At 40.9% G+C, this 21,840-nt stretch carries 25 protein-coding genes and 2 riboswitches; of the genes, 4 read left to right on the forward strand and 21 right to left on the reverse strand.

From position 1 onward, the window contains the following. Positions 1-9: 9 nt before the first annotated feature. The 13 genes from LIT25_23005 to LIT25_23065 form a co-directional block, all read right to left on the reverse strand. Positions 10-843 carry a MetQ/NlpA family ABC transporter substrate-binding protein gene (locus LIT25_23005; GenBank protein ID USK33354.1) on the reverse strand — a complete coding sequence of 278 codons (834 nt, stop codon included), beginning with the start codon at positions 841-843 and terminating at the stop codon, positions 10-12. 13 nt (positions 844-856) lie between these two features. Further along, the gene (locus LIT25_23010; protein ID USK33355.1) at positions 857-1,513 is read right to left on the reverse strand and encodes an ABC transporter permease; all 657 of its coding nucleotides are present in this window, start codon (positions 1,511-1,513) and stop codon (positions 857-859) included. Then, complete coding sequence (locus tag LIT25_23015; GenBank protein USK33356.1) at positions 1,506-2,531, reverse strand: methionine ABC transporter ATP-binding protein; 1,026 nt, start codon at positions 2,529-2,531, stop codon at positions 1,506-1,508. The genes LIT25_23010 and LIT25_23015 overlap by 8 nt, the downstream gene beginning before the upstream one ends. Positions 2,532-3,639: 1,108 nt before the next feature. Continuing rightward, a riboswitch (SAM riboswitch) is annotated at positions 3,640-3,751 on the reverse strand. 105 nt (positions 3,752-3,856) lie between these two features. Then, the gene (locus LIT25_23020; GenBank protein USK33357.1) at positions 3,857-5,179 is read right to left on the reverse strand and encodes an O-acetylhomoserine aminocarboxypropyltransferase/cysteine synthase; all 1,323 of its coding nucleotides are present in this window, start codon (positions 5,177-5,179) and stop codon (positions 3,857-3,859) included. A 71-nt stretch (positions 5,180-5,250) separates the two neighbouring features. Further along, positions 5,251-5,360: riboswitch (SAM riboswitch) on the reverse strand. A gap of 75 nt (positions 5,361-5,435) precedes the next feature. Beyond that, positions 5,436-5,759 carry a hypothetical protein gene (locus tag LIT25_23025; GenBank protein USK33358.1) on the reverse strand — a complete coding sequence of 108 codons (324 nt, stop codon included), beginning with the start codon at positions 5,757-5,759 and terminating at the stop codon, positions 5,436-5,438. A 161-nt stretch (positions 5,760-5,920) separates the two neighbouring features. Next, positions 5,921-6,229, reverse strand: a complete 309-nt coding sequence (locus LIT25_23030) for a thioredoxin family protein (GenBank protein ID USK33359.1) — start codon at positions 6,227-6,229, stop codon at positions 5,921-5,923. 25 nt (positions 6,230-6,254) lie between these two features. Further along, the gene (locus tag LIT25_23035) at positions 6,255-6,602 is read right to left on the reverse strand and encodes a toprim domain-containing protein (protein ID USK33360.1); all 348 of its coding nucleotides are present in this window, start codon (positions 6,600-6,602) and stop codon (positions 6,255-6,257) included. Positions 6,603-6,718: 116 nt separating this feature from the next. Continuing rightward, entirely contained in the window at positions 6,719-6,931 is a 213-nt protein-coding gene (locus tag LIT25_23040; GenBank protein USK33361.1) for a YusG family protein, read from the reverse strand. Positions 6,932-6,984: 53 nt separating this feature from the next. Beyond that, positions 6,985-7,368: a glycine cleavage system protein GcvH gene (gene gcvH, locus LIT25_23045; protein ID USK33362.1), complete on the reverse strand. Its 384-nt coding sequence runs from the start codon at positions 7,366-7,368 to the stop codon at positions 6,985-6,987. A gap of 61 nt (positions 7,369-7,429) precedes the next feature. Further along, positions 7,430-7,789, reverse strand: a complete 360-nt coding sequence (locus tag LIT25_23050; GenBank protein ID USK33363.1) for an arsenate reductase family protein — start codon at positions 7,787-7,789, stop codon at positions 7,430-7,432. Between the two features lie 155 nt (positions 7,790-7,944). Further along, positions 7,945-9,729, reverse strand: coding sequence for an acyl-CoA dehydrogenase family protein (locus LIT25_23055; GenBank protein ID USK33364.1), 1,785 nt, complete (start codon positions 9,727-9,729; stop codon positions 7,945-7,947). A gap of 40 nt (positions 9,730-9,769) precedes the next feature. Continuing rightward, on the reverse strand, positions 9,770-10,945 hold the full coding sequence (locus LIT25_23060; GenBank protein ID USK33365.1) for an acetyl-CoA C-acetyltransferase: 1,176 nt from the start codon (positions 10,943-10,945) through the stop codon (positions 9,770-9,772). A 14-nt stretch (positions 10,946-10,959) separates the two neighbouring features. Next, positions 10,960-13,344 (reverse strand): enoyl-CoA hydratase/isomerase family protein, encoded by a 2,385-nt coding sequence (locus LIT25_23065; GenBank protein USK33366.1) that lies wholly within the window; start codon positions 13,342-13,344, stop codon positions 10,960-10,962. A 201-nt stretch (positions 13,345-13,545) separates the two neighbouring features. Here LIT25_23065 and LIT25_23070 point away from each other — a divergent pair, with 201 nt between their 5' ends. Continuing rightward, positions 13,546-13,695, forward strand: coding sequence for a YuzL family protein (locus LIT25_23070; GenBank protein ID USK33367.1), 150 nt, complete (start codon positions 13,546-13,548; stop codon positions 13,693-13,695). A 210-nt stretch (positions 13,696-13,905) separates the two neighbouring features. Here LIT25_23070 and LIT25_23075 read toward each other — a convergent pair whose 3' ends face one another. After that, complete coding sequence (locus tag LIT25_23075; protein USK33368.1) at positions 13,906-14,823, reverse strand: proline dehydrogenase; 918 nt, start codon at positions 14,821-14,823, stop codon at positions 13,906-13,908. A 163-nt stretch (positions 14,824-14,986) separates the two neighbouring features. Here LIT25_23075 and LIT25_23080 point away from each other — a divergent pair, with 163 nt between their 5' ends. Next, positions 14,987-15,256: a hypothetical protein gene (locus LIT25_23080; GenBank protein ID USK33369.1), complete on the forward strand. Its 270-nt coding sequence runs from the start codon at positions 14,987-14,989 to the stop codon at positions 15,254-15,256. Positions 15,257-15,268: 12 nt separating this feature from the next. Further along, complete coding sequence (locus LIT25_23085) at positions 15,269-15,607, forward strand: spore coat protein (GenBank protein USK33370.1); 339 nt, start codon at positions 15,269-15,271, stop codon at positions 15,605-15,607. Between the two features lie 218 nt (positions 15,608-15,825). Here the strand turns inward: LIT25_23085 and LIT25_23090 are convergent, their stop codons facing one another. Together LIT25_23090 and LIT25_23095 are read right to left on the reverse strand one after the other, a co-directional pair. Further along, positions 15,826-16,548 carry a gamma-glutamyl-gamma-aminobutyrate hydrolase family protein gene (locus tag LIT25_23090; protein USK33371.1) on the reverse strand — a complete coding sequence of 241 codons (723 nt, stop codon included), beginning with the start codon at positions 16,546-16,548 and terminating at the stop codon, positions 15,826-15,828. Positions 16,549-16,637: 89 nt separating this feature from the next. Next, complete coding sequence (locus LIT25_23095) at positions 16,638-17,180, reverse strand: GNAT family N-acetyltransferase (protein USK33372.1); 543 nt, start codon at positions 17,178-17,180, stop codon at positions 16,638-16,640. 122 nt (positions 17,181-17,302) lie between these two features. Between LIT25_23095 and LIT25_23100 the strand changes: the two genes are divergently transcribed. Beyond that, on the forward strand, positions 17,303-17,518 hold the full coding sequence (locus LIT25_23100) for a hypothetical protein (protein ID USK33373.1): 216 nt from the start codon (positions 17,303-17,305) through the stop codon (positions 17,516-17,518). A gap of 196 nt (positions 17,519-17,714) precedes the next feature. Here LIT25_23100 and LIT25_23105 read toward each other — a convergent pair whose 3' ends face one another. The 5 genes from LIT25_23105 to LIT25_23125 form a co-directional block, all read right to left on the reverse strand. Beyond that, the gene (locus tag LIT25_23105; protein USK33374.1) at positions 17,715-17,981 is read right to left on the reverse strand and encodes a YusU family protein; all 267 of its coding nucleotides are present in this window, start codon (positions 17,979-17,981) and stop codon (positions 17,715-17,717) included. Positions 17,982-18,004: 23 nt separating this feature from the next. Continuing rightward, the gene (locus tag LIT25_23110; GenBank protein USK33375.1) at positions 18,005-18,736 is read right to left on the reverse strand and encodes a (2Fe-2S)-binding protein; all 732 of its coding nucleotides are present in this window, start codon (positions 18,734-18,736) and stop codon (positions 18,005-18,007) included. A gap of 2 nt (positions 18,737-18,738) precedes the next feature. Continuing rightward, the gene (locus tag LIT25_23115; protein ID USK33376.1) at positions 18,739-19,548 is read right to left on the reverse strand and encodes an ABC transporter ATP-binding protein; all 810 of its coding nucleotides are present in this window, start codon (positions 19,546-19,548) and stop codon (positions 18,739-18,741) included. 74 nt (positions 19,549-19,622) lie between these two features. Further along, positions 19,623-20,678 (reverse strand): iron ABC transporter permease, encoded by a 1,056-nt coding sequence (locus LIT25_23120; protein USK33377.1) that lies wholly within the window; start codon positions 20,676-20,678, stop codon positions 19,623-19,625. Then, a complete protein-coding gene (locus LIT25_23125; GenBank protein USK33378.1) occupies positions 20,678-21,679 on the reverse strand; it encodes an iron ABC transporter permease in 1,002 nt (333 codons plus the stop codon). The genes LIT25_23120 and LIT25_23125 overlap by 1 nt, the downstream gene beginning before the upstream one ends. Between the last annotated feature and the right edge of the window lie 161 nt (positions 21,680-21,840).

A 21,840-nucleotide genomic window follows, 5' to 3' on the forward strand; every position in this document is an offset into this window, starting at 1 on the left:
TCTTGCTATTTATTCTCCGTCAACAGGTACTACTGCACCTTCATATTTTTCTTCAATAAATGATTGAATTTCTTTTGAATGAAGCACTTCAACTAAAGCTTTAATTTCTTCTTTGTTTTCGTCGCCTTTGCGGACTGTGATGATGTTTACATATGGTGATTCTGAACCTTCAAGTGCAATCGCATCTTTTTGTGGATTGAGTCCTGCACCAATTGCATAGTTCGTATTAATTAATACAGCATCGCCTTCATCGTTATTATAAGCCTGCGGAAGAATGCTTGCTTCTACATCTGCTTTGAATTTCAGATTTTTATTGTTTTCATCGATATCATCAATTGTTGCAGTTGTTTTATCGACACCTTCTTTAATCGTGATTAAGCCTTCGCTTTCAAGCAATGAAAGCATACGGCCATGGTCAGCTACAGAATTACTCATGATAATTGTGCCGCCCTCTGGAATATCTTCTAATGATTTATGTTTTTTAGAATACACACCAATTGGCTCGATATGGATGCCGCCTGCATTAACAAAGTCATAATCTTTATTTTCTGCCATTTGAGACTCTAAATATGGAATATGCTGAAAGTAGTTGGCATCAATTTCTTTACTTGCGAGAGATTTATTCGGCAGGATATAATCCTGGAACGGCACGATATCAAGCTCAATGCCTTTTTCCTCAAGCAAAGGCTGTGCTTCCTCCAGAATTTCCGCATGCGGGACATTTGAAGCACCGATTTTCAGCGTTTTTGTTTCTTCTCCTTCGCCATTTCCGCCTCCAGAACCACATGCAGCAAGAGCGAAAGCAGAAGTTGCGAATACAGCACTTAACAATAATTTCTTCATATAAATTTCCTCCCTAGCGTTTATCTAATTTTGATGTTATAAAGTCTCCAATAAATTGGATGATAAATACAATGACTAATATCAAGATTGTCGCAATCATAGTTACAGCATTATTATTCCGCTGGAAGCCTTCAAGAAATGCAAGATTTCCTAATCCTCCGGCGCCGACTACCCCTGCCATGGCTGTATAGCCGACAAGTGCAATAGCGGTTACGGTAATACCTGAGATAAGCGCAGGAGATGATTCAGGTATTAACACCTTCCAAATGATCGTTGATGTTTTTGCACCCATCGATCTTGCAGCCTCAATGACTCCTTTATCTATTTCACGAAGAGCCATTTCAACCATCCGCCCATAAAATGGCGCAGCTCCAATAATTAAAGCCGGCAATGCTGCTTTTGCTCCAAGGAACGTATCTAAAATGGCCTTTGTAAAAGGAATCAGCAAAATGATAAGAAGAATAAACGGAATCGACCGGAAAATATTCACGAATGCAGATATAATGATATTTACCGGTTTATTTTCCCAAATTCCGCCTCTGGAAGTTAAGAACAACAGCAGCCCGAGTATAATGCCCAAGACAAATGTTGCAGCCACGGAGAATCCTGTCATGAATAAGGTTTCACTTGTAGCTTCCCATACATTTTCCCATCTCACATTCTCAAACATTCGCAATCACCTCCGCTTCTACTTCTTGAGTGCGGATAAATGCCATTGCCTTATCCAGTTCTTCAGGCTGCCCGTCCATATGAATGAACAAGGTTCCATATGATCCGCTTTGAGTTTGCGATATTTTCCCTTGAAGGATGTTTACTTCAATCGGATGGTTTCGGATAAGATTCGTTATAAGCGGACTTTCTGTTGAATCCCCGACAAATGTTAGCTGAATAACCATGCCGTGTTTGTATTTTTCTAGAATCAATTCCAACGTTTCCTGTGTATCATCAGGCTCTGTAATTTGTTTCACAAAGCGCTTAGTAATAGGCTGCTGCGGTTTTTTAAATACATCGAGCACTTCACCCTGCTCAACAATCCTTCCGTTTTCCATAACGGCAACACGATGGCAGATTTTACGAATAACATGCATTTCATGTGTAATCAGGACAATGGTTAAACCCAATCTTTCGTTAATATCCACCAGCAGTTCAAGAATTGAATCTGTTGTTTGAGGATCCAGTGCTGATGTTGCTTCATCACAAAGCAATACTTTTGGATTATTCGCAAGAGCTCTTGCAATGCCGACACGCTGTTTTTGTCCCCCGCTCAGCTGGGATGGATATGCATCTTCCCGTCCTTCCAGCCCAACAAGCTTAATCAGCTCTTCCACACGTTTCATCCGCTGCTCTTTTTTCACTCCGGCGATTTCTAATGGAAACGAAATATTTTCCCGAACCGTTCTTGACCAAAGGAGATTAAAATGCTGAAAGATCATGCTTATTTCGTGTCTTGCCTTTCTCAGCTCATCTCCGCGGATTGTATCGATCTTTCTTCCCGCTACTTGAATGGTACCGCCTGTGGGCTTTTCAAGTCCGTTCAGCAATCTGATCAGTGAGCTTTTTCCCGCACCGCTATAACCGATAATTCCGAAAATTTCACCTTGATTTATATTCAAGTCAACCGAATCAACCGCGGTAACATTTCCGCTTTTTGATTGAAAGACTTTTTTGACATCTTTTAACGTAATCATGACTTCACCTTCTTCCAAAATTCCACTCACTATCATTTTGCACGAAATGCGTCAGGTTCATGTTTTTCATTAAGAAACTTTATTTCGAGACTTTGACACATTATTCCGAGACTTCCACACTTTATTCCGGGACTTTCACACTTTATTCCGAGACTTCCACACTTTATTCCGAGACTTTCACACTTTATTCCGAGACTTTCACACTTTATTCCGAGACTTTCAATTAATTCCGAGACTTCCACACTTTATTCCGAGACCTTCACACTTAATTCCGAGACTTTCAACTAATTCCGAGACTTTCACACTTAATTCCGAGACTTCCACACTTAATTCCGAGACTTCCACACTTATTTCCGAGACTTTCACACTTAATTCCGAGACTTTCACACTTTATTCCGAGACTTCCACACTTTATTCCGAGACTTCCACACTTTATTCCGAGACTTTCAACTAATTCCGAGACTTTCACACTTTATTCCGAGACCTTCACACTTTATTCCGAGACTTTCAACTAATTCCGAGACTTTTACACTTTATTCCAAGACTTTCACACTTTATTCCGAGACTTTCACACTTAATTCCGAGACTTTCACACTTAATTCCGAGACTTTCAACTAATTCCGAGACTTTGACAATTTATTCCGAGACTTCCACACTTTATTCCGAGACTTTCAATTAATTCCGAGACTTTCACACTTTATTCCGAGACTTTGACACTTAATTCCGAGACTTCCACACTTTATTCCGAGACCTTCACACTTTATTCCGAGACTTTCAACTAATTCCGAGACTTTCAACTAATTCCGAGACTTTGACACTTTATTCCGAGACTTTCACACTTTATTCCGAGACTTTGAAACTTTATTCCGAGACTTCCACACTTTATTCCGAGACTTCCACAAAATCGGAACCGGCTGTTTAGCTCTGAGAGGCAGATAAAGATTCACCGGAAAAAGTCCGTGCTTGACTTTCTTTAGGAACCTGTTCTGACCGAGGGAGGTGTAGCTAGACATCGATGCGCAGATTATTATTTCCTCTTTAACTTAAAGAAAACAAAAATGCCTTTCTGCATAAATGAGCAGAAAGGCATATCTATAGAAGAACCTTTCTCTCATCTTTCAAAACTGAATAACAGCTTTGAGTGAATTGGCACCTTTTCAATAAAATTGACGGTTGCCGGGCTTCGCAGGGCACTTTCCCTCCACCTCTCTGGATAAGAGACTTACAGTTTATTCAATTAAGTAACGTTTTATTTTAGTGAGTTAGTAGTATGTGTGTGATTTTATCACGTGCCAAAAGACGGTGTCAATCAAAAAGTTTTTTATTTAATTCGAAAAGACGGATGATTCAATTAATGATTTCACACCCGTTGCTTGTTCAATTGCCTGTTCAAGATCCTCCAGAAGGTCATCTATGTGTTCAATCCCAACTGACAATCGAATTAAATCTTCTGTTACTCCTGATTTTTTTAAGCCTTCTGCATCCAGCTGCTGATGTGTCGTGCTGGCAGGATGAATGATCAGGCTTTTGGCATCTCCGACATTTGCTACATGCGACCACAGATTAACAGAATTAATCACCTTGGCGCCGGCTGCACGGCCGCCATCAATGCCGAACACTACAACCGCTCCTGCCCCTTCAGCTAAATATTTATTTGAGAGGGCCTTGTCAGGGTGCTGTTCATCTTCAGGGTACAGCACCCATTTAACTGCAGGATGCTCATTTAAATACTCAACCACTTTTCTCGTATTAAAAATATGCTCTTTCATTCTTACATGAAGTGTTTCTACTCCAAGATTAAATTGAAATGCATTAAAAGGACTAATAGCCGGCCCTAGATCCCTGAGGAGCTGAACTCGGGCTTTTACAATAAAGGCAGCCTCTGGCAATGCTTCTGCATATACAAGATTGTGATAGCTTGGATCTGGTGTCGTAAAGCCCGGGAACTTATCGCTGTTCCAATCAAACTTTCCTCCGTCTACGATAATTCCTCCGAGGGTCGTGCCATTTCCAAGCAGCCATTTGGTGGCAGAGTGAATGACAATATCTGCTCCGTGTTCGATCGGCCTGCATAAATAAGGAGTTGCAAAGGTGTTATCAATTATTAGTGGGATACCGGCTTCATGAGCGATTTTTGCAACTGCCTCTATATCGAGTACCTGCAGACTTGGATTGCCAATCGTTTCTGCAAAAATGGCCTTTGTTTTAGGCGATATGGCATCCCTGATATTCTCAGGATCACCCGCATTTACAAACTTAGTCTGTATTCCGTACTTAGGCAAAGTGGTTTGAAAGAGGTTGTAGGTCCCACCGTATAGGCTTGAGGCAGAGACAATCTCATCCCCTGTTCCGGCAATATTTAATACGGCAAGCGTTATCGCTGCCATGCCGCTTGCTACAGCAAGACTTCCTACACCCCCTTCTAATTGGGAAACTCTTTCTTCAAAAACCGTTGAGGTAGGATTATGTATCCGGGTATAAATGTAACCCTGCTCCTTTAAGGCAAATAAATCCGATGCATGTTCCGTGTCATTAAAAACATAGGCGTTAGACTGATAAATTGGCACAGCCCGGGCTCCTGTTGCAGGATCCTTCTGCAGACCCCCATGTACATTTAACGTCTCAAGCCGATACTTATTTTGTCCCATATTTCCCATCCCCTTTTTCATTTAATCATATAAAAAACCCCTTCAAAGAAGAGGCTGAATCACCATATCTCTTCTTATCTTCCAGAGCAGTCTTGCCTGCTCTGATGGAATTGGCACCGTGTTGCAATAACCGGTTGCCGGGCTTCATAGGGCCAAATCCCTCCACCTCTCTTGATAAGATCAAACTATTGAATCTAAATGAATTGTAACACCGCTTCATTTACCCAGTCAATTAGTAGTTTGAATTTTTAGATTATTATTTAGACAACTGGATAATGGATTCAAGCCTTAGTACATTGCGAAATGATCCTTTTACTTCAATCGCTCCAAGCTTTGAGAGCTGAAGAAGTCTGATTGGTGAATGAAAACAGTCAGAAAGATGATTTTCATCACCTGAAACCAGTACATGTGCTGAAAGATTGTCATTGTCACTGCTTAAAAAACATGCCCCCTTTTTTAAAACAAGCAGGATGGGTTTTTGTTTTGAACTGGTTATCCGTATTCTCAATTCTTCGTTTGGAAGCAGAGGCTGAATAAAATAAGACGCATTCATTTTTTCTACAAACGAAAATAAGTCCATTTCTTTTTCTCTCCCCATTTCTTTCCTATCAGATCATAACGTATTAATTCGTTTTAATACGACTTATCACCTTTATGAAAGGTTCGACACTTTATTGGACTTGGAGAGACAAAATAATCGTTTTTTCTATTTCCCAAGAAATATGTCAAATGCCGCCCTGCTCAGGCGGCATATTCTTTCAATATTTGATAAATATATTCAACAGAATGAAAGGCATATTTCTTGTGGGTAACCGTTCCATTTTCAAATATAAGCAGGCAGGGAACACTTTCAATTCCCCACTCTATCGCTTGCTTAGGCAGGAAATTTAGGTTTGCCGTATGAATCGCTAAAGCTGGGAGCAACTCTTCAACAACAGACAGCATTTTTTTTGCAAGCTGACATGTTCCGCAAAACGGAGTGTAAAGATAAAGGATGCCAAATTCTTTTTCAGCAAACATATCTAATTGTTCTTCCTTTATTTCAATCATTGCTTTTCATGAGACTCCCTTTATTTTATAAGTATTTCGCCTGTACATCGATATTTGCGCTTAATAGCACAGCAGCAACATGCTGATCAGGTGCAGTCGCAACTTCACGGTACATTCTATCTATAAACAAATGCGCAGCTTCGGGCAGTTCCCGCTTGAATTGCTTTCTGAGGCGATCCCCTGATTCATCTGAGTCTACGAGCACGTATACGTCTCTATAAAACAGAGCATCAATCATTTCGTCTAATCGAGTAAGACTTATTGTTCCATTTGTACAGATAATTTCTACAGGTTCATTAACAACATTAAGAACCTTTCGTTTGTCAGATGTTCCTTCAACAATTATGACCTTTTCAACCTCAATTGCAGACATCGCCATCACCTATTCAGTTAAAGTATGTGTTATCTTATAACCTATTCGAATTGCATGAGGTTGTTTCTTAAAATAATTGAACAAAAATGGCAGTGGAACATTCCACTGCCATTCGATTAGCACCAGCCGTTTTCTTCGTCACAATCTACATACTGGAAAAAGGAATGGTTTTCTTCTTCATATCCATTTTTCAATGAAACCTGATTTCCATTTTGACTAAAAGACATTGTGCCAATTTGCTCTTTTTCAAAAAATAAGTTCATTTGACCTTCTGAAAAGCGTCCTGTTACCCGGTCTGTAATATCTAAGCGCTTCTTTTCAAATGACATCCTTGAACACCCTCCTTTTTAAACCTAGGGGGGTCCCGATTTCATGCCGTTTATCAGTCTTCGTTTGTCATTTCCACATATTGCTCAGCAGTCATTAGGCTGTCAACATCACTTACATTGCTTGGCTCGATAACAATCATCCATGCTTTTTCGTATGGAGATTCGTTTACAAATTCTGGGCTGTCATCTAGATCCTCATTGATTTCAACAACTTTTCCGCTGATTGGCGCATAAAGCTCAGAAACCGTTTTTACAGACTCAACGCTTCCGAAAGGCTCGTCTGCTTTAATTTCATCTCCAACTTCAGGAAGCTCAACAAATACAATATCCCCAAGTTCTGATTGAGCAAAATCGGTAATGCCGATACGTACTTTTTCGCCTTCAACTTTAACCCATTCGTGCTCTTCAGAATAACGAAGTTCTTTTGGTGTGTTCATTTTTATTACCTCCAAGTTTTATCATGTTTATTTGTAAAAAGACTGAAGTTAAAGTCTTCTACTACTTTGTCCACGCTGCTTCGAATTGATCTTCTTTAAAGCCGACGGTAATTTTCTTGCCGTCTGTTGCTAATGGCCGTTTGATAAGCATGCCGTCTGATGCCAGAATCTCAAGCAGTTCTTCATCAGATAAAGAAGCAACCTTCTCTTTCATGCCTAATTCGCGGTATTTTTGACCGCTGGTATTGAAAAACTTCTTTACTTCTATCCCGCTGTTATCAAGCATCGTTTTTAATTCTTCTTTTGTCGGTGGATTTTCGACAATATGTACATCTTCTACCTGCAAATTGTGATCTTCAAACCACTTTTTTGCTTTTCGGCATGTACCGCATTTAGGATACCAATAAAACGTAATAGCCACTCTTCTCACCACCTGCAACCGTAATTGAACAAGATTATTTTACCACAATCAATTGGACAATCATAATCACAAGTTTATATTATGTAAAATTTAGTTTCCTCAAAAAAATAAGACCTTTTCCGTTACTGGAAAAGATCCATTTCTTACACTTTGTTTTAAGCGCGGTAACCATTTTCTTCAATTAATGCAGCTGCAATTTCTCGTTTTTTGGCAATCACGTTGATCGGAGTGTGACGCGTGAATTTTCTGAGTGCCGAAATCATCATGCGAAGCGTATCGCCCTGCTCAATTGCAACTAATGATTCCTTCGCGTGTGCTTCAATCTCATTAAATGCTTCCTGACAGTACACTTGTGTATACAGGAGCTTTTGAGCGCTCTTTGCTTCTCCTGCTTTGCTGATTGCTTTTTCAGTGCGCAGAATCGCTGATTCCATTGCATAAATGCAGCTTACGATATCTGCAATGTTCACTAATAATTCTTGCTCCTTCTGCAATGCCTGACCGTACTTTTGTGCAGCAAGCCCTGCGATCATCAAGCCGATCTTTTTAGCATTCTTCAATAAATGTTTTTCTTGTTCAAGAACGCATTCGCCAACATCTTCAGGCATGAGCATCATTAACTCTTCCTGCAGAGCCTGTGCCTTTTGCAGCAATGGCAGTTCACCTTTCATTGCTTTACGTAAATACGTTCCAGGCACTAATAAGCGGTTAATTTCATTTGTTCCTTCGAAAATGCGGTTAATACGGGAATCACGGTACGCTCTTTCCACTTCGTATTCTGCCATAAAACCATATCCGCCATGGATTTGAACGCCTTCATCTACTACATAATCAAGCGTCTCAGATCCTAATACTTTATTTAATGAACATTCAATTGCATATTCGGCAATGGAAGCAGCTACTTCTTTACCGTCTTTCACTTCTTCAGACGACAGACGGCTCATGCGGTCTTCAAACAACCCTACAGTACGGTATACAGAACTTTCCATTGCATAGGTTTTAGAAGCCATATTAGCCAGTTTTTCCTGAATCAGAGAGAAGCTGCTGATTGGCGTTTTAAATTGCTGGCGCTGATTTGCATATTGAACAGAGACATCGATAATGCGTTTTGATCCGCCGATAGTTCCCACTGCTAATTTATATCTTCCGATGTTAAGGATGTTAAATGCGATAACATGGCCTTTCCCAAGGTCGCCTAATAGATTTTCCTTGGGAACCAATGCATCTTCAAGAATAAGAGTTCTAGTTGAAGAGCCTTTGATTCCCATTTTCTTTTCTTCCGGTCCTGTTGATACTCCAGGATATTCTTTTTCTACGATGAAAGCCGAGAAGTGCTCGCCGTCAACTTTTGCATAGACTACAAAAACATCAGCAAAGCCAGAGTTTGTAATCCATTGCTTTTCTCCATTCAGTACATAGTGCGTGCCTTCAGCATTCAATCTCGCAGTTGCTCTTGCACCCAGCGCATCTGATCCGGAACCAGGCTCAGTTAATGCGTAAGCTGCAATACGCTTGCCTGTTGCAAGGTCTGGAAGATATTGCTGTTTTTGTTCTTCATTGCCGAAGAGCACAATTGGAAGAGATCCGATTCCTACATGCGCGCCGTAGGATAATGAAAAACTGCCTGCACGTGCAAATTTTTCTGTGATCAAAGCTGAACTGATTTTGTCGAGTCCAAGGCCGCCGTATTCTTCAGGAACATCTGCTCCAAGCAGACCCAGCTCGCCTGCTTGCTTAAGCAGCTTCACAGATTTATCAAATTGATGATTCTCAATATCTTCTAAGTGCGGCAAAACATCATTTACGACAAAATCCTCTGTCGTTTTAGCAATCATTTTATGCTCATCTGTAAAATCCTCAGGTGTAAATACACTTTCAAAAGTCACATCATCTAATAAAAAGCTGCCGCCTTTAATTACATTTTCTGTCGTTTTAGACATGTATGGTTCCCCCGTTTACTAAAGTTTTATTTCAAGATCATTAAACTAGTTCGAACACTCCTGCAGCGCCCATTCCGCCGCCGATGCACATTGTAACAACTCCAAATTGTTCATTGCGCCGCTTCATTTCATGAATAAGGGACAGGGTCAGCTTTGCTCCCGTACAGCCAAGCGGATGCCCGAGTGCAATTGCACCGCCGTTAACATTCACTTTATCTTCATCTAATCCAAGCTCTCTAATCACCTGGATCGATTGAGAGGCAAATGCTTCATTCAGTTCAAAAAGTCCGATGTCAGATAAGCTCAGTCCAGCTTGTTTTAAAGCACGGGGAATCGCTTCAATCGGGCCAATCCCCATTACCTCAGGCGGAACTCCTCCCACAGCGAAGGACCTGAATTTTACAAGGGATTGCAGACCTAGTGCATCTGCTTTTTCACGGTCCATCACCATAACTGCCGCAGCCCCGTCACTTGTTTGTGAAGAGTTGCCCGCTGTTACAGATCCCTTAACGGAAAATGCAGGTCTTAAATTCGCAAGAATCTGCATGCTTGTTCCAGGACGTACACCTTCATCTTTCGAGAATTGGAAATGTTTTTCATGAAGCTTATTGTCGCTTCCAACGCTTCTTTGTTTGACATCTACTGCAATAATTTCATCATCAAATTTGCCTTCTTGGATGGCTCTTGCAGCGCGCTCATGACTGCGTACGGCAAATGCATCCTGATCTTCACGGCTAACGCCGTATTTTCTTGCCACCTGCTCAGCTGTATGCCCCATTCCCATGTAATATTCAGGAGCGTTCTCAGCCAGATTTGCATTTGGACGGACAACATGCCCCATCATCGGAACCATGCTCATTGATTCTGCTCCGCCTGCAATCGCTGTATCTGAATGTCCAAGCATAATTTTTTCTGCTGCATAGGCAATACTCTGCAATCCTGATGAGCAGTAGCGGTTAACGGTAATGGCGGGAACTGTGTAAGGCAGTCCGGCCAGTGCCCCGATGTTTCGCGCTAAATTTAATCCCTGTTCTGCTTCAGGCATTGCACACCCGATAATCAAATCGTCTATATTTCCTTCATAGCCCCCGGCACGCTTCAGCGTTTCTTTTACAACTAGAGCTCCTAAATCGTCTGGTCTTACAGTTGCAAGTGATCCTTTTTTCGCTCTTCCTACAGGTGTTCTCGCACCTGCTACAATGACCGCTTCTCTCATAACAGTGCACCCTCCTAATTACGTAGTGGTTTCCCTTTAACAAGCATGTGCTGCATTCTTTGCTGTGACTTGCCCTCTTGAACCAAGCTCAGAAAAGCTTCTCTTTCTAAATCCAACAGGTACTGTTCATCCACTTCGGTGCCAAATGGAACCTTGCCGCCAGCAATGACATAAGCAAGTTTTTTTGCGATTTTTAAATCGTGCTCTGAAATATATCCTGATTGAAGCATGGATTGTGCACCTAGCAGCAGTGCTGCATATCCTGTTTCACCTACAACCGGAACCTTTTTGCGGATAGGTGCTTTATATCCTTTATCAAACAGCTCAATTGCTTTTTGCTTTGCATCATGCAGGAGATGATCTCCATTAAAGCTCACAGAATCGCTTTCATTTAAGAAAAAATTGTTTCTCGCTTCAGCAGCAGAGGCTGAAACCTTTGCAGTAGCAATTGTCTCAAAGACTTTATTTGCGACATTCTGAAGATCAAAGTCTACGCCTTTAGGAATACTGTTAAGCAGTTTAATGTAAAGCTCTTTGTTTCCGCCACCGCCCGGGATTAAGCCAACGCCTGCTTCCACTAATCCCATATATGTTTCACTTGAAGCCTGTATATGCGCAGCAGGCAGACAGATTTCAGCTCCTCCTCCGAGCGTCATGCCAAACGGTGCTGCTACAACTGGCTTTGGACTATATTTAATCTTCATCATCGCCTGCTGGAAGTGGCGGACAACCATGTCAACTTCAAAATAGTTGTCATCCTGTGCTTCCATTAAAATCATCGCAAGATTTGCTCCAACACAGAAGTTCTTGCCCTGATTTCCGATGACAAGCCCTTTGTAATTTCTGCTGACTTCATCGATTGCGAAATTGATCATTTGAATGATATCCATGCCAATCGCATTATTTGGGGAATGGAACTCAAGAAGGGCAACATCATCTCCAAGATCAATTAAACTTGCACCGCTGTTCTTTTTAATGACCCCTTTTTTCTCTTTTATATCTTTTAAATCAAGGACTTTTTCGTTTTGCTGGATGCGTCTGTAATCACCTTCATGATAAAAATAAGAGATGCCATCTTCTTTTTTATAAAATGAAGTAAATCCACGCTCAAGCATGTCTTTAATCCAAGCCGGAATACTCTGGCCTTCTGCCTCCATTTTTTCAACCGACTTTGAGAGCCCAATGGCATCCCATGTCTCAAATGGACCATATTGCCAGCCAAAGCCCCATTTCATTGCTTCATCAATCGCAACGATGTCATCTGCGATCTCTCCTGATAATTGTGCCGAGTAAAGGAGTGTCGGACTTGTAATATTCCATAGTAATTGGCCAGCTTTGTCCACAGAATAGATAAGCGCTTTCATTTTGGCTGCTGCACCTTTTGCCTGTTTTGCAATCTCTATGCTTTGGGAGTTTAATTTTTTTCTTTCTCCGTATTCGAGTGTGTCAGGATTCAGCTCAAGAATTTCTTTTCCTTCTTTTTTGAAGAAGCCCTGGCCCGATTTGCTTCCAAGCCAGCCATTTTCAAGCATTTTCTTCATAAATTCAGGAATTTCAAAAACAGCTTTCTCTTTTCCTTCAACCTGGTCATAAACATTTTGCGCTACATGTGCAAATGTGTCGAGTCCTACAACATCCAGAGTTCTGAAGGTGGCGCTTTTCGGGCGGCCGATTAACGGTCCTGTGACAGAATCCACTTCGCCTATACTGTAGTTTCCTTTCAGCATTTCCTGAACAGTGACAAGCAGACCGTATGTTCCGATTCGGTTTGCGATAAAGTTTGGAGTGTCTTTCGCTTCAACGACGCCTTTGCCAAGCACATCTTCCCCGAACGTTTTAATGAAAGATAAAACCTCAGATGATGCTGCTTTTGTTGGAATGACTTCGAGCAATTTTAAATAACGGGGCGGATTAAAGAAATGTGTTCCAAGGAAATGCTTCTGAAAATCCTCAGATCTTCCCTCTGACATCGCCTCAACTGAGATTCCTGATGTATTAGAGCTTACAATACTGCCTTGTTTTCTATATTGATCTACTAATGTAAAGACTTTTTTCTTTATGTCTAAATTCTCAACGACTACTTCAATAATCCAATCAGCTTCAGACAATCTGTACATGTCATCTTCGAAGTTACCCGCTTCGATCAATGAAAGATTTTCCTTAGCAGTCAGCGGAGCCGGCTTTTGTTTTAATAACTTTTGGATAGATTCATTAGAGATTCGGTTTCTGACAGATCGATCTTCTAAAGACAGCCCTTTCTTCTCTTCGTTGTCCGTAAGTGAACGCGGGACGATATCAAGCAATAAAACAGGGATTCCGATATTTGCCAAGTGTGCAGCAATTCCTGAACCCATAACACCAGATCCTAAAACTGCAGCTTTTTTAATTCGCTGAACCATGAATGCTCCCCCTTTTGTCAATTTGAATGAATACTCATTCATTTTTTGGTGAAAAAAATAGTCAGGAATCAATTCCTCTATATACTAATATAAAATATTTCGAAAATTTGTTCAATACATTTACAAAAAATTCACATATTTATTGCTGACAGAATGAAAAAAAGCGGGTCGGGAAGGCTAAAAGCCAGGAGGTGACCAATTATGGCAAGATTAAAGAAAGAACCATCTAAAGCAGGAGTAAGTGCATCCAGCGTAAAAGGCAGCTCTGGTCCAACAAATGAAATGGACGGCGGGGGCAAACGCTCGAGTACAAATCAGCAATATAAAAAGAAAAACATGGGACATGAATAAATAAAGATGGAAGCTGATTCTCAGTAGGGAATCAGCTTTTTTATTCTGTTACTCTCCGTCACTCGTTTATTGAAGTAGTAAAAGGCGTAAAAATAACATTGGAGAGGACAGCCAGCCATATTCCTTCACGGGTGGCCCGTGAGCCAATAAAATGCTTGAAAATCAGATAAATGAGCTCCCTGAAAAAGTCTATCGCTTCCTTGTTTCTTCTTATTTTTTAACCATACCCCTTAAAACGAATGCCACGTTTGCCGGCCTTTCTGCAAGACGGCGCATAAAGTAACCGTACCAGTCTATTCCGTATGGGACATACACCCGCATTTTATATCCTTCTTTCACTAGTTCGAGCTGGCGTTCCGGCCTGATGCCATACAGCATTTGAAATTCAAATTGGCCATTTGGGATGTTGTTTTCTTTTACAAACCGTTTTGTAAATTCGATTATTGCATCGTCATGGGTTGCGACTGCTGTATAATTTCCATTTACTAAATGCATTTTGATTATTTTCTTAAAGTTTTCGTCCACATCTTTCTTTTCAGGAAAAGCTACACGCGGAGATTCTTTATAAGCTCCCTTAACAAGCCGTAAATTGGGATGAAACTGATTCAGATCATCGAGATCTTTGACCGTTCTATATAGGTAAGCCTGAATAACCGTTCCAACGTTATCATACTCTTTTTTCAGGCTTTTAAAGATTTCTATTGTTTTCCCGCAGCGCGAATAGTCTTCCATATCAATGGTCACAAAAACATTGTTTATCTTTGCGGCTTCAAGAATCCTCCGCATATTCCGAAGGACAACCTCATCTGAGATATCAAGACCCATAGAAGTCATCTTTAAGGATAGCTGTGACTGCAGATCTTCCCTGCCTATTGCTTCAATTGCTTTTATTGAATGATCAGCCATTTCATTAGCCTCTGCTTCGTTATCGATGAATTCTCCCAAATAATCAATCGTAACATCTAAACCCTTCTTATTTAGCTCTTTAATTGCAGCCGCTGCCAGTTCAATTGTTTCTCCTGCAACAAAGCGAGCCGCTCCAAATCTCAGTCCATACCTTTTAGCTGCTTTGGTCAGTACTTTATTTTTTGATAAAAACAAAAAAAAGCTTCGAAGTAATTGCTCCATATGAAGTCCCCCGCTCTTCAGCGCAAAAATTAAGAATTATCTGTTATTTTATCATTTTTAGAATAGTTTGTAAGTACATTTGCAATACTCTTCACTAAAATTCCGTATAGAATTTTATGGATTAGGAACGATAAGGAAGAAAATGTTTGAAGGAGGTTATACTATGCAACAACAGCAGAATACAGGCACACAGCAAGGAATGATGCAGCAGCCGCCGTCTGTCATTACAACAAAAGATCACCTTTATTTAACAGATATGCTTTCATGGAATCTGCTTGCCATGAAAAAAGCTCACTTCTTTGCATCACAATGCAGTGATCAGCAATTAAAAAGCGAGCTTGAGAAGGTTGGAAAAATGCATGAACAGCATTATTCTAAAATTTTAACTCATTTAAATCCAAATCAGGAAGCATACAGAACTCAGCTTCAGTAGGAGAGGTGCAGGATGAATAATAATCAGAACCAGAATAAAATCGGCAACCCTGAAACACAGGTACCTAAAACCCCTCAAATGAATGACCGTGACTTTATTAATGAATTGCTGGCTACTGAAAAATATATGACAGATTCTTATTGCACAGCCCTAAATGAGATGAGCCATGATTCTCTTTATCAGGATATTCAGGGAATCTTCAACGAAACTCAAAATTGCCAAAGAGAATTATATAATGTAATGTACAAAAACGGCTGGTACAAGCTTGAAGCAGCGGACAGCCAAAAGCTTCAGCAATCTTATCAGCAGTTTGCTGATTATCTGCAGCAGCAATCACCTTATCTTCAATAAAGATAAGCGGAATCGACATTTCTTGATTTACAACCTTTATTCCTAGACTTTTCGTATTAATTCCCACACTTTTATATTTAATTCCGAGACTTTCTAAGATTATTCCAAGACTTTCACAAATAATTCCGTACAATTGTGAACGTCCACATTTAAAAAAAGTCTTGTGTCTTTCAAGAATCGAAACAAAAAAAAAAAATGGAAGCAGCATTATGCCGCTTTCATTTTTTTTTGCATTTACCTACAAATGTTTTAAACAGATTATGCATCGCCTCATCCTGGGCAGCCATTTCCTCAGGATGCCATTGAACAGCAAGCACATACCACTCATTATCGGTTCCTTCAATTCCTTCTATAATCCCATCAGTTGCCTTGGCTGTTGCCACTAGTCCATCTGCAAGCTTTCCGACTGCCTGATGATGCATACTGTTCACACGGACTGTTTCTGTTCCAAAAATGTTCTGCAGTTTGCTGCCTTTCTCAATCGTGATTTCATGAGTTGGATTTGGGCGGTCAGCTGTTTGATAATGCTTAATCGGATTCTCGTAATTGCTTTCGATATCCTGGGTGACCGTTCCTCTAAGAGCTGCGTTAAGCATAGCTATGCCCCTGCAGATTCCAAAAACGGGCTTTTTATTTTCTTTCGCATATTTCACGACGGCTATTTCCATTTCATCACGCGTGCCATTTGTTTTTCTAAGTTTCGGGTCCGGGTCCTCACCGTAAGAATGAGGGTCCACATCCTCCCCGCCGCTTAAGATGAAGCCATCACATTTTGACACAATAACCTTTGCCATTTCATCATTTACAAGAGGTATAACGACCGGAATGCCCCCCGCCTGAATGACAGAACTGATATATTTTTGATGCACATGCACGCTCGGTATATCTCCGTGATCTACTACTGAGCTTGATATGCCGATAACTGGTTTTGTATCGTCCATTTGTATTCACTCTCCCTGGCAATTACTCTTCTTCTATCTATACCCCTCACGATCCCAGGTCGAATCCGCTTTTTATCATTTTATAAAATTTATCTTTTTGCAAATCGTTCTTCCCACTCTTCCCGCAATAAACCGATTCTGATGGAATCGTAGTATTCTCCATTTACCACTCTGCATTTTCTCATGCGTCCCTCTACTGTCATGCCAAGCTTTTCTCCCACTTTGATCATTCTTATATTTCCAGACCATGTGGTGTAGCCGACTCTTACAATGGGCAATGTCTCAAATAGGTGATCTATCCATAAGCGGAAGGCTTTCGTTCCATGTCCATCGTTCCAATAAGAAGGATCATAAATGCCTATCCCCATTTCAAGCCATAGTGAAGGCTCATGCTCCCAATAATAGCTTACTGTCCCGATGATTTTTTCACCTGCAGCGATCGCCCAATAATCTTCTTGATTTACGATACTGTCTTTCTGTGAAAGGAAGTCTGTCAGAGTAAGATTCTTATGTTCAAAATAAGGTGCATCCCAATTCTTCCACTCAGGATGCTCGTCTTTATACTTGATCTTCCATAAATGAATAAGATCCTTCGTTTCAATTGGACGGATCATTGCTATTGACTGACACATAACTTGTTAGTCCCCCATTTTTACAAGAATTTATTCACTGATAAAAGATTTTGCAGCTCTTTTCCTCTTTTAAAATATACAGTATAATCAAAATAAAGGAAAATTTTGGAGTTGATATTTCTATGAAATATTATGCGGCATCCGTGCTAATCTATCTATTTTCTGTAGGTCTTTTATATGCGGCAGGCTATGCATTTGAGATTGTTTGGCTGAAGTGGGAACACACAGTCACTTATGAGGATGGATCTATTAAAGCGGTTTCAGGATCCATTATACCCTTTTTCTTATGTGTGCCTATCTATTATTTCCTTATAAGAAAAGCGCAAGCGCCTGTTTAGCTCAGGCATGGCAGACTATCACCCGGCAGAAAAGGTCCGGGTTTGACTTTTTTTTGCGGATTTGTTCTGGCTGAGGAGGGGGGCTATGGAGGAGCCAGACATCGAAGCAACAAATACTTTCTTATATCTTAAATCAAAAGAGTCTTCCAACGATCAAAAATAAAAAATCCCAGAGCTCTTTCATTGTTCTCTGAGATTATGATTCATTATTATTTGTCTGTGATTTTGCTCGATGCTGTTCATTCAGCTGCTTAATTTCAGAAATAAGCTGTTTGACCTTTTCTTTCTCTGCCGGATACGTTTCATTCCAATGCTTCGCAAGCGGCGGCATGGACTTGGCAATATGTGAATAAATCACCCAGCTTTTCACTTTTTCCTGAAGTTCAGGCGTCGCCTCTCCAAGAAGCAATTCAGTGTATTTTTCAATCAGGCCATTCAGCGGTTCTTTAAGATTTTCCTGCAACAAGATCTCCTCCTAATCATCCATTATGTTAAACAATGCTTCGGACAAGTACTGCAGCGATCTTTTTTCTCAGAAGTCAGATAGTAAAGACAGCATGTTTGTCTTGTTACTTGCCCTTGTTCTCTATAGAAAGGCAGGAAAGGGTTTTTCATTCCTTCTCCGAAAAGTTCTCCGTCTGCTTCTTTCACTACATACATATAATCCGCCTGTATTTGCTCTATCGTAACATACTCAGGTATGTTTGCAAGCAGCGTGTTATACATCCATACAACGTAAAGGACGATATTCTCCCAAAGGATCAGTTTAGAAATTCTAGCTTTCTCTGACACGATGGTCACAATTTTACTTAAGTGATTCCGAAATAAATCTCTCAGAATTTCGTCTCTCCACGCATCTCTGCTTTCTCCAGCAGAAACACACTCCAACGAATGAAAGTAAAAAGAAGGGAGCCATAAAGGATCCTTATCATCTGTCTCAAGTGTTAAATTTAAAGGGTCAGTATTCATCTTTTTCCCAAAAACAGTCATGGAAAAAAGGGCCATAGCTGCAAGAAAGGCGTAACGTTTAACAAGCATAGATCCTGTAACATTCAATCTGTCTGAATGAATTCTTGGCTGGATCTTAATTAAGTAACTTGAAAGAAAATCAGGTTCCAGCAAGTTTGCCGCTTCTATCGATAAGGCTGATTCACTTCGATCTAAACTCAGCCTGAATCTCGATAAATGCTCGATCTCTTCTTTTGAAAAATGGTTCATGATTAAATAGCCGCCTCTTTAATAATGCACCGGCCTCTTCCATGCGGAATGCACAGAGGTGTTCCAAATAGCGGATCCATTGTAACTTCGCAGTTCATTTGAAAAACATCCTTCACCAGATTGCAATTAATCACATGTTCCGGTCTGCCTTCTGCATAGATTTGCTTATCCTTTATAGCGACAATATGGTGAGCATACCGGCAGGCTAAATTAAGGTCATGAAGAACCATAACAATCGTACGCTGTTCTTTTTCATTCAGCTCAAATAACAGATCCAGAATTTCGATTTGATGAGTCATATCTAAATAAGTCGTTGGTTCATCAAGTAAAATAATATCCGTATCCTGAGCTAGAGTCATGGCAATCCAGGCACGCTGACGCTGTCCGCCTGACAAGGAATCAACCGGTCTTTCAGCAAATTCCAGCATTCCTGTAGCATCTAATGCGCTCATAACTGCCTTCTCATCTTTTTCCGTCCATTGTTTGAGCCAATTTTGATAAGGATAACGGCCTTGTTTGACGAGCTGAAGAACCGTCAGACCTTCCGGTGCAGCAGGACCTTGAGGCAAAATGGCGAGTTTCTTTGCCACTTCCTTTGTGGGAAGCTTCGCAATGGCTTCTCCTTCTAAGAGAACTGCGCCTTTATCAGGCTTTAAAAGCCGTGCAATTGAACGCAGAAGCGTTGATTTTCCGCAGCCATTGCTGCCTATGAATACAGTGATTTCGCCTTTTGGAATCTCTAAATCGAGTTCATTAATAATGGTTGTTTCTCCATATGACAATGTGAGCGCCTTTGTTTTAATAGCTGTCATTTACTATCCAGCTCCTTTTCACATAAGGATTAATTATTGGCTGCGGGATGAATTTCAGATGCTTCAGAAACAGCCTAGTTATTTCTGCTTCTATAAAGCAGGTAGATGAAATAAGGTGCCCCGATCGCTGCAGTGAAAACACCTGCAGGAATTTCAAGCGGAGCAAAAAGGGTTCTTCCAATCAAATCTGCAACCATAACGAGCACCGCTCCGAGCAATGCCGATACAGGAAGCAAAGCACCGAAAGATGACCCTACGAGTCTTCTGGCGATATGCGGGGCAATGAGACCTACAAACCCGATTCCGCCCGCAAATGCAACAGCACTTCCTGTTAATGCAGTTGCAATCAGCAGCAGAATAAATCGATTGAGCTGTACGGCGCTTCCTACACCAGTTGCAAGCTCATCCCCTAATTCCTGAATGTTCACGTTTCTAACAGAAATAAAGCTGATGATAACTAATACGATTGTAATAGGCACCATAATCTTTACTTGATCCCAAGTTGCGGAATAGACAGTTCCTGTAATCCAAATATTTGCCTGTGCCGCGCGGTAGATCGGCCCTTTTATCATTAATAAAGTTGTAAGAGACTGGGCAAGCATAGAAAGTCCAATTCCGACCAAAACGAGTCTTATAGAAGAAGAACCGCCCCTCCATGACAAAATATAAACTAATAAGGCAATGACTGTCGCTCCTATGAAAGCTGCAACAGGCATCCACTGAATCGGAACAGTCAAATTATTATTTTTATCACTGAATATGGCTAAAAACATCACAACAGCGACGGAGGCTCCGCCGGTAATACCGATGATATCGGGAGATGCAAGCGGATTGCGGATAATCCCCTGAAGAATGCCGCCTGCAACAGCAAGTGATATTCCGACCATTAGAGCAATCAGGATTCTCGGCAAACGGAAGGACTGAATGACAAGTTCATCCATCTCTGTCCCGTATCCAGCCAGTGTTTTAAGCACCTGAATCGGGCCGATTCTCAAATCACCCATACCTGTACTGAAAAGAAAGGTAAACGCAGTGACAAGGAGCAAAACACAGAAGACCGTTAAGGCTTTTTTATCAATAAGGAAAGAAATAAATCCTTTTCCTATTCTAAAAGATTGATAGCTTTTCATTATTTCTGGAACCCCCTGCGTGCGATGTAGATGAAAAATGGTGTTCCGACAAGAGCCGTCATCACTCCTACCGGCACTTCTTCAGGCATCGCGACGAACCTGGCCCCAATGTCAGCCGTCACTAAAAGCACTCCTCCGAGTACTGCACAATAAGGAAGAATCCAGCGGTGATCATTCCCGACAAAGTAACGGGCAATATGCGGAATGACAATCCCTACAAATCCAACAGGACCTGCAATCGCAACTGCTCCTCCTGCAAGCAGAATAATAACAGCAGCCGTCATTAATTTGACGGTGCCTGTTTTCTGGCCGAGCCCTTTTGCGACATCTTCACCCATCATCAGCAGGTTGATCTTGGATGCAAGAAAGACACAGATAACAAAAGCGATTCCAATATAAGGAAGAACACTATAGAGAAGCTCAAGCTTCCTTCCCTGAACAGAGCCGGCAAGCCAAAATAATACTTGATCCAATGCAGCTTCGTTACTCACAAGAAATCCTTGAGTCAGCGAGGAAAACAAAGCAGCCATCGCTGCTCCGGCCAATGTAAGCTTCATTGGTGTTAATCCTTCTCTCCCAAAAGAACCTGCAAAATAAACAGTGAAAGCAGCTGCTGCCGCTCCTAAAAAGGAAATCCAAGTGAAGGCCTGCAAAGAGCTGACGCCAAACATAGATACGGCAATCACAACAAAGAATCCCGCTCCTGCATTAATCCCGAATACGCCCGGAGACGCCAGCGGATTTTTAGTAAGAGCCTGCATCAGTGCCCCTGCAACAGCAAGGCTAGCTCCAACAACAACAGCTGTTGCTGCTCTCGGAAGCCTTACTGTTTGAATAATTAAATGTTCGTTAGAACCATTGAAATTTGTAAGCGCATTAATGGCTGTTTCCCACGAGGTTTGTGTATAGCCAAGCACGACACTTGCACAAATACTCACTAAAAGCAAAATAAAACTAGTGATAAGTCCAGCTATTTTCATTAAATTAGTCTTTAATAACATGTTTATACCTCTTGATGTGAAACCATCACTTCTTAATATTTTTCTAAAGCTATTGTAACAAAGTCAATTGAATTTGAAAATCATTTTCAATTAAATATTGACAATCGAAATCAGAAAAATTAATATTTTATTCATAAATGAAAATCATTTTCAATTAAATA

It is taken from the genome of Bacillus sp. F19 (genome assembly GCA_023823795.1).
Taxonomy (GTDB): domain Bacteria; phylum Bacillota; class Bacilli; order Bacillales; family Bacillaceae; genus Bacillus_P.

What these genes read in the sequence shown, in the direction of transcription:
- LIT25_23005 (USK33354.1), bottom strand. Translation starts at nt 843, where the DNA reads ATGAAGAAATTATTGTTAAGTGCTGTATTCGCAACTTCTGCTTTCGCT.
- LIT25_23010 (USK33355.1), bottom strand. Translation starts at nt 1,513, where the DNA reads ATGTTTGAGAATGTGAGATGGGAAAATGTATGGGAAGCTACAAGTGAA.
- LIT25_23015 (USK33356.1), bottom strand. Translation starts at nt 2,531, where the DNA reads ATGATTACGTTAAAAGATGTCAAAAAAGTCTTTCAATCAAAAAGCGGA.
- LIT25_23020 (USK33357.1), bottom strand. Translation starts at nt 5,179, where the DNA reads ATGGGACAAAATAAGTATCGGCTTGAGACGTTAAATGTACATGGGGGT.
- LIT25_23025 (USK33358.1), bottom strand. Translation starts at nt 5,759, where the DNA reads ATGGACTTATTTTCGTTTGTAGAAAAAATGAATGCGTCTTATTTTATT.
- LIT25_23030 (USK33359.1), bottom strand. Translation starts at nt 6,229, where the DNA reads ATGATTGAAATAAAGGAAGAACAATTAGATATGTTTGCTGAAAAAGAA.
- LIT25_23035 (USK33360.1), bottom strand. Translation starts at nt 6,602, where the DNA reads ATGTCTGCAATTGAGGTTGAAAAGGTCATAATTGTTGAAGGAACATCT.
- LIT25_23040 (USK33361.1), bottom strand. Translation starts at nt 6,931, where the DNA reads ATGTCATTTGAAAAGAAGCGCTTAGATATTACAGACCGGGTAACAGGA.
- gcvH (USK33362.1), bottom strand. Translation starts at nt 7,368, where the DNA reads ATGAACACACCAAAAGAACTTCGTTATTCTGAAGAGCACGAATGGGTT.
- LIT25_23055 (USK33364.1), bottom strand. Translation starts at nt 9,729, where the DNA reads ATGTCTAAAACGACAGAAAATGTAATTAAAGGCGGCAGCTTTTTATTA.
- LIT25_23060 (USK33365.1), bottom strand. Translation starts at nt 10,945, where the DNA reads ATGAGAGAAGCGGTCATTGTAGCAGGTGCGAGAACACCTGTAGGAAGA.
- LIT25_23065 (USK33366.1), bottom strand. Translation starts at nt 13,344, where the DNA reads ATGGTTCAGCGAATTAAAAAAGCTGCAGTTTTAGGATCTGGTGTTATG.
- LIT25_23070 (USK33367.1), top strand. Translation starts at nt 13,546, where the DNA reads ATGGCAAGATTAAAGAAAGAACCATCTAAAGCAGGAGTAAGTGCATCC.
- LIT25_23075 (USK33368.1), bottom strand. Translation starts at nt 14,823, where the DNA reads ATGGAGCAATTACTTCGAAGCTTTTTTTTGTTTTTATCAAAAAATAAA.
- LIT25_23080 (USK33369.1), top strand. Translation starts at nt 14,987, where the DNA reads ATGCAACAACAGCAGAATACAGGCACACAGCAAGGAATGATGCAGCAG.
- LIT25_23085 (USK33370.1), top strand. Translation starts at nt 15,269, where the DNA reads ATGAATAATAATCAGAACCAGAATAAAATCGGCAACCCTGAAACACAG.
- LIT25_23090 (USK33371.1), bottom strand. Translation starts at nt 16,548, where the DNA reads ATGGACGATACAAAACCAGTTATCGGCATATCAAGCTCAGTAGTAGAT.
- LIT25_23095 (USK33372.1), bottom strand. Translation starts at nt 17,180, where the DNA reads ATGTGTCAGTCAATAGCAATGATCCGTCCAATTGAAACGAAGGATCTT.
- LIT25_23100 (USK33373.1), top strand. Translation starts at nt 17,303, where the DNA reads ATGAAATATTATGCGGCATCCGTGCTAATCTATCTATTTTCTGTAGGT.
- LIT25_23110 (USK33375.1), bottom strand. Translation starts at nt 18,736, where the DNA reads ATGAACCATTTTTCAAAAGAAGAGATCGAGCATTTATCGAGATTCAGG.
- LIT25_23115 (USK33376.1), bottom strand. Translation starts at nt 19,548, where the DNA reads ATGACAGCTATTAAAACAAAGGCGCTCACATTGTCATATGGAGAAACA.
- LIT25_23120 (USK33377.1), bottom strand. Translation starts at nt 20,678, where the DNA reads ATGAAAAGCTATCAATCTTTTAGAATAGGAAAAGGATTTATTTCTTTC.
- LIT25_23125 (USK33378.1), bottom strand. Translation starts at nt 21,679, where the DNA reads ATGTTATTAAAGACTAATTTAATGAAAATAGCTGGACTTATCACTAGT.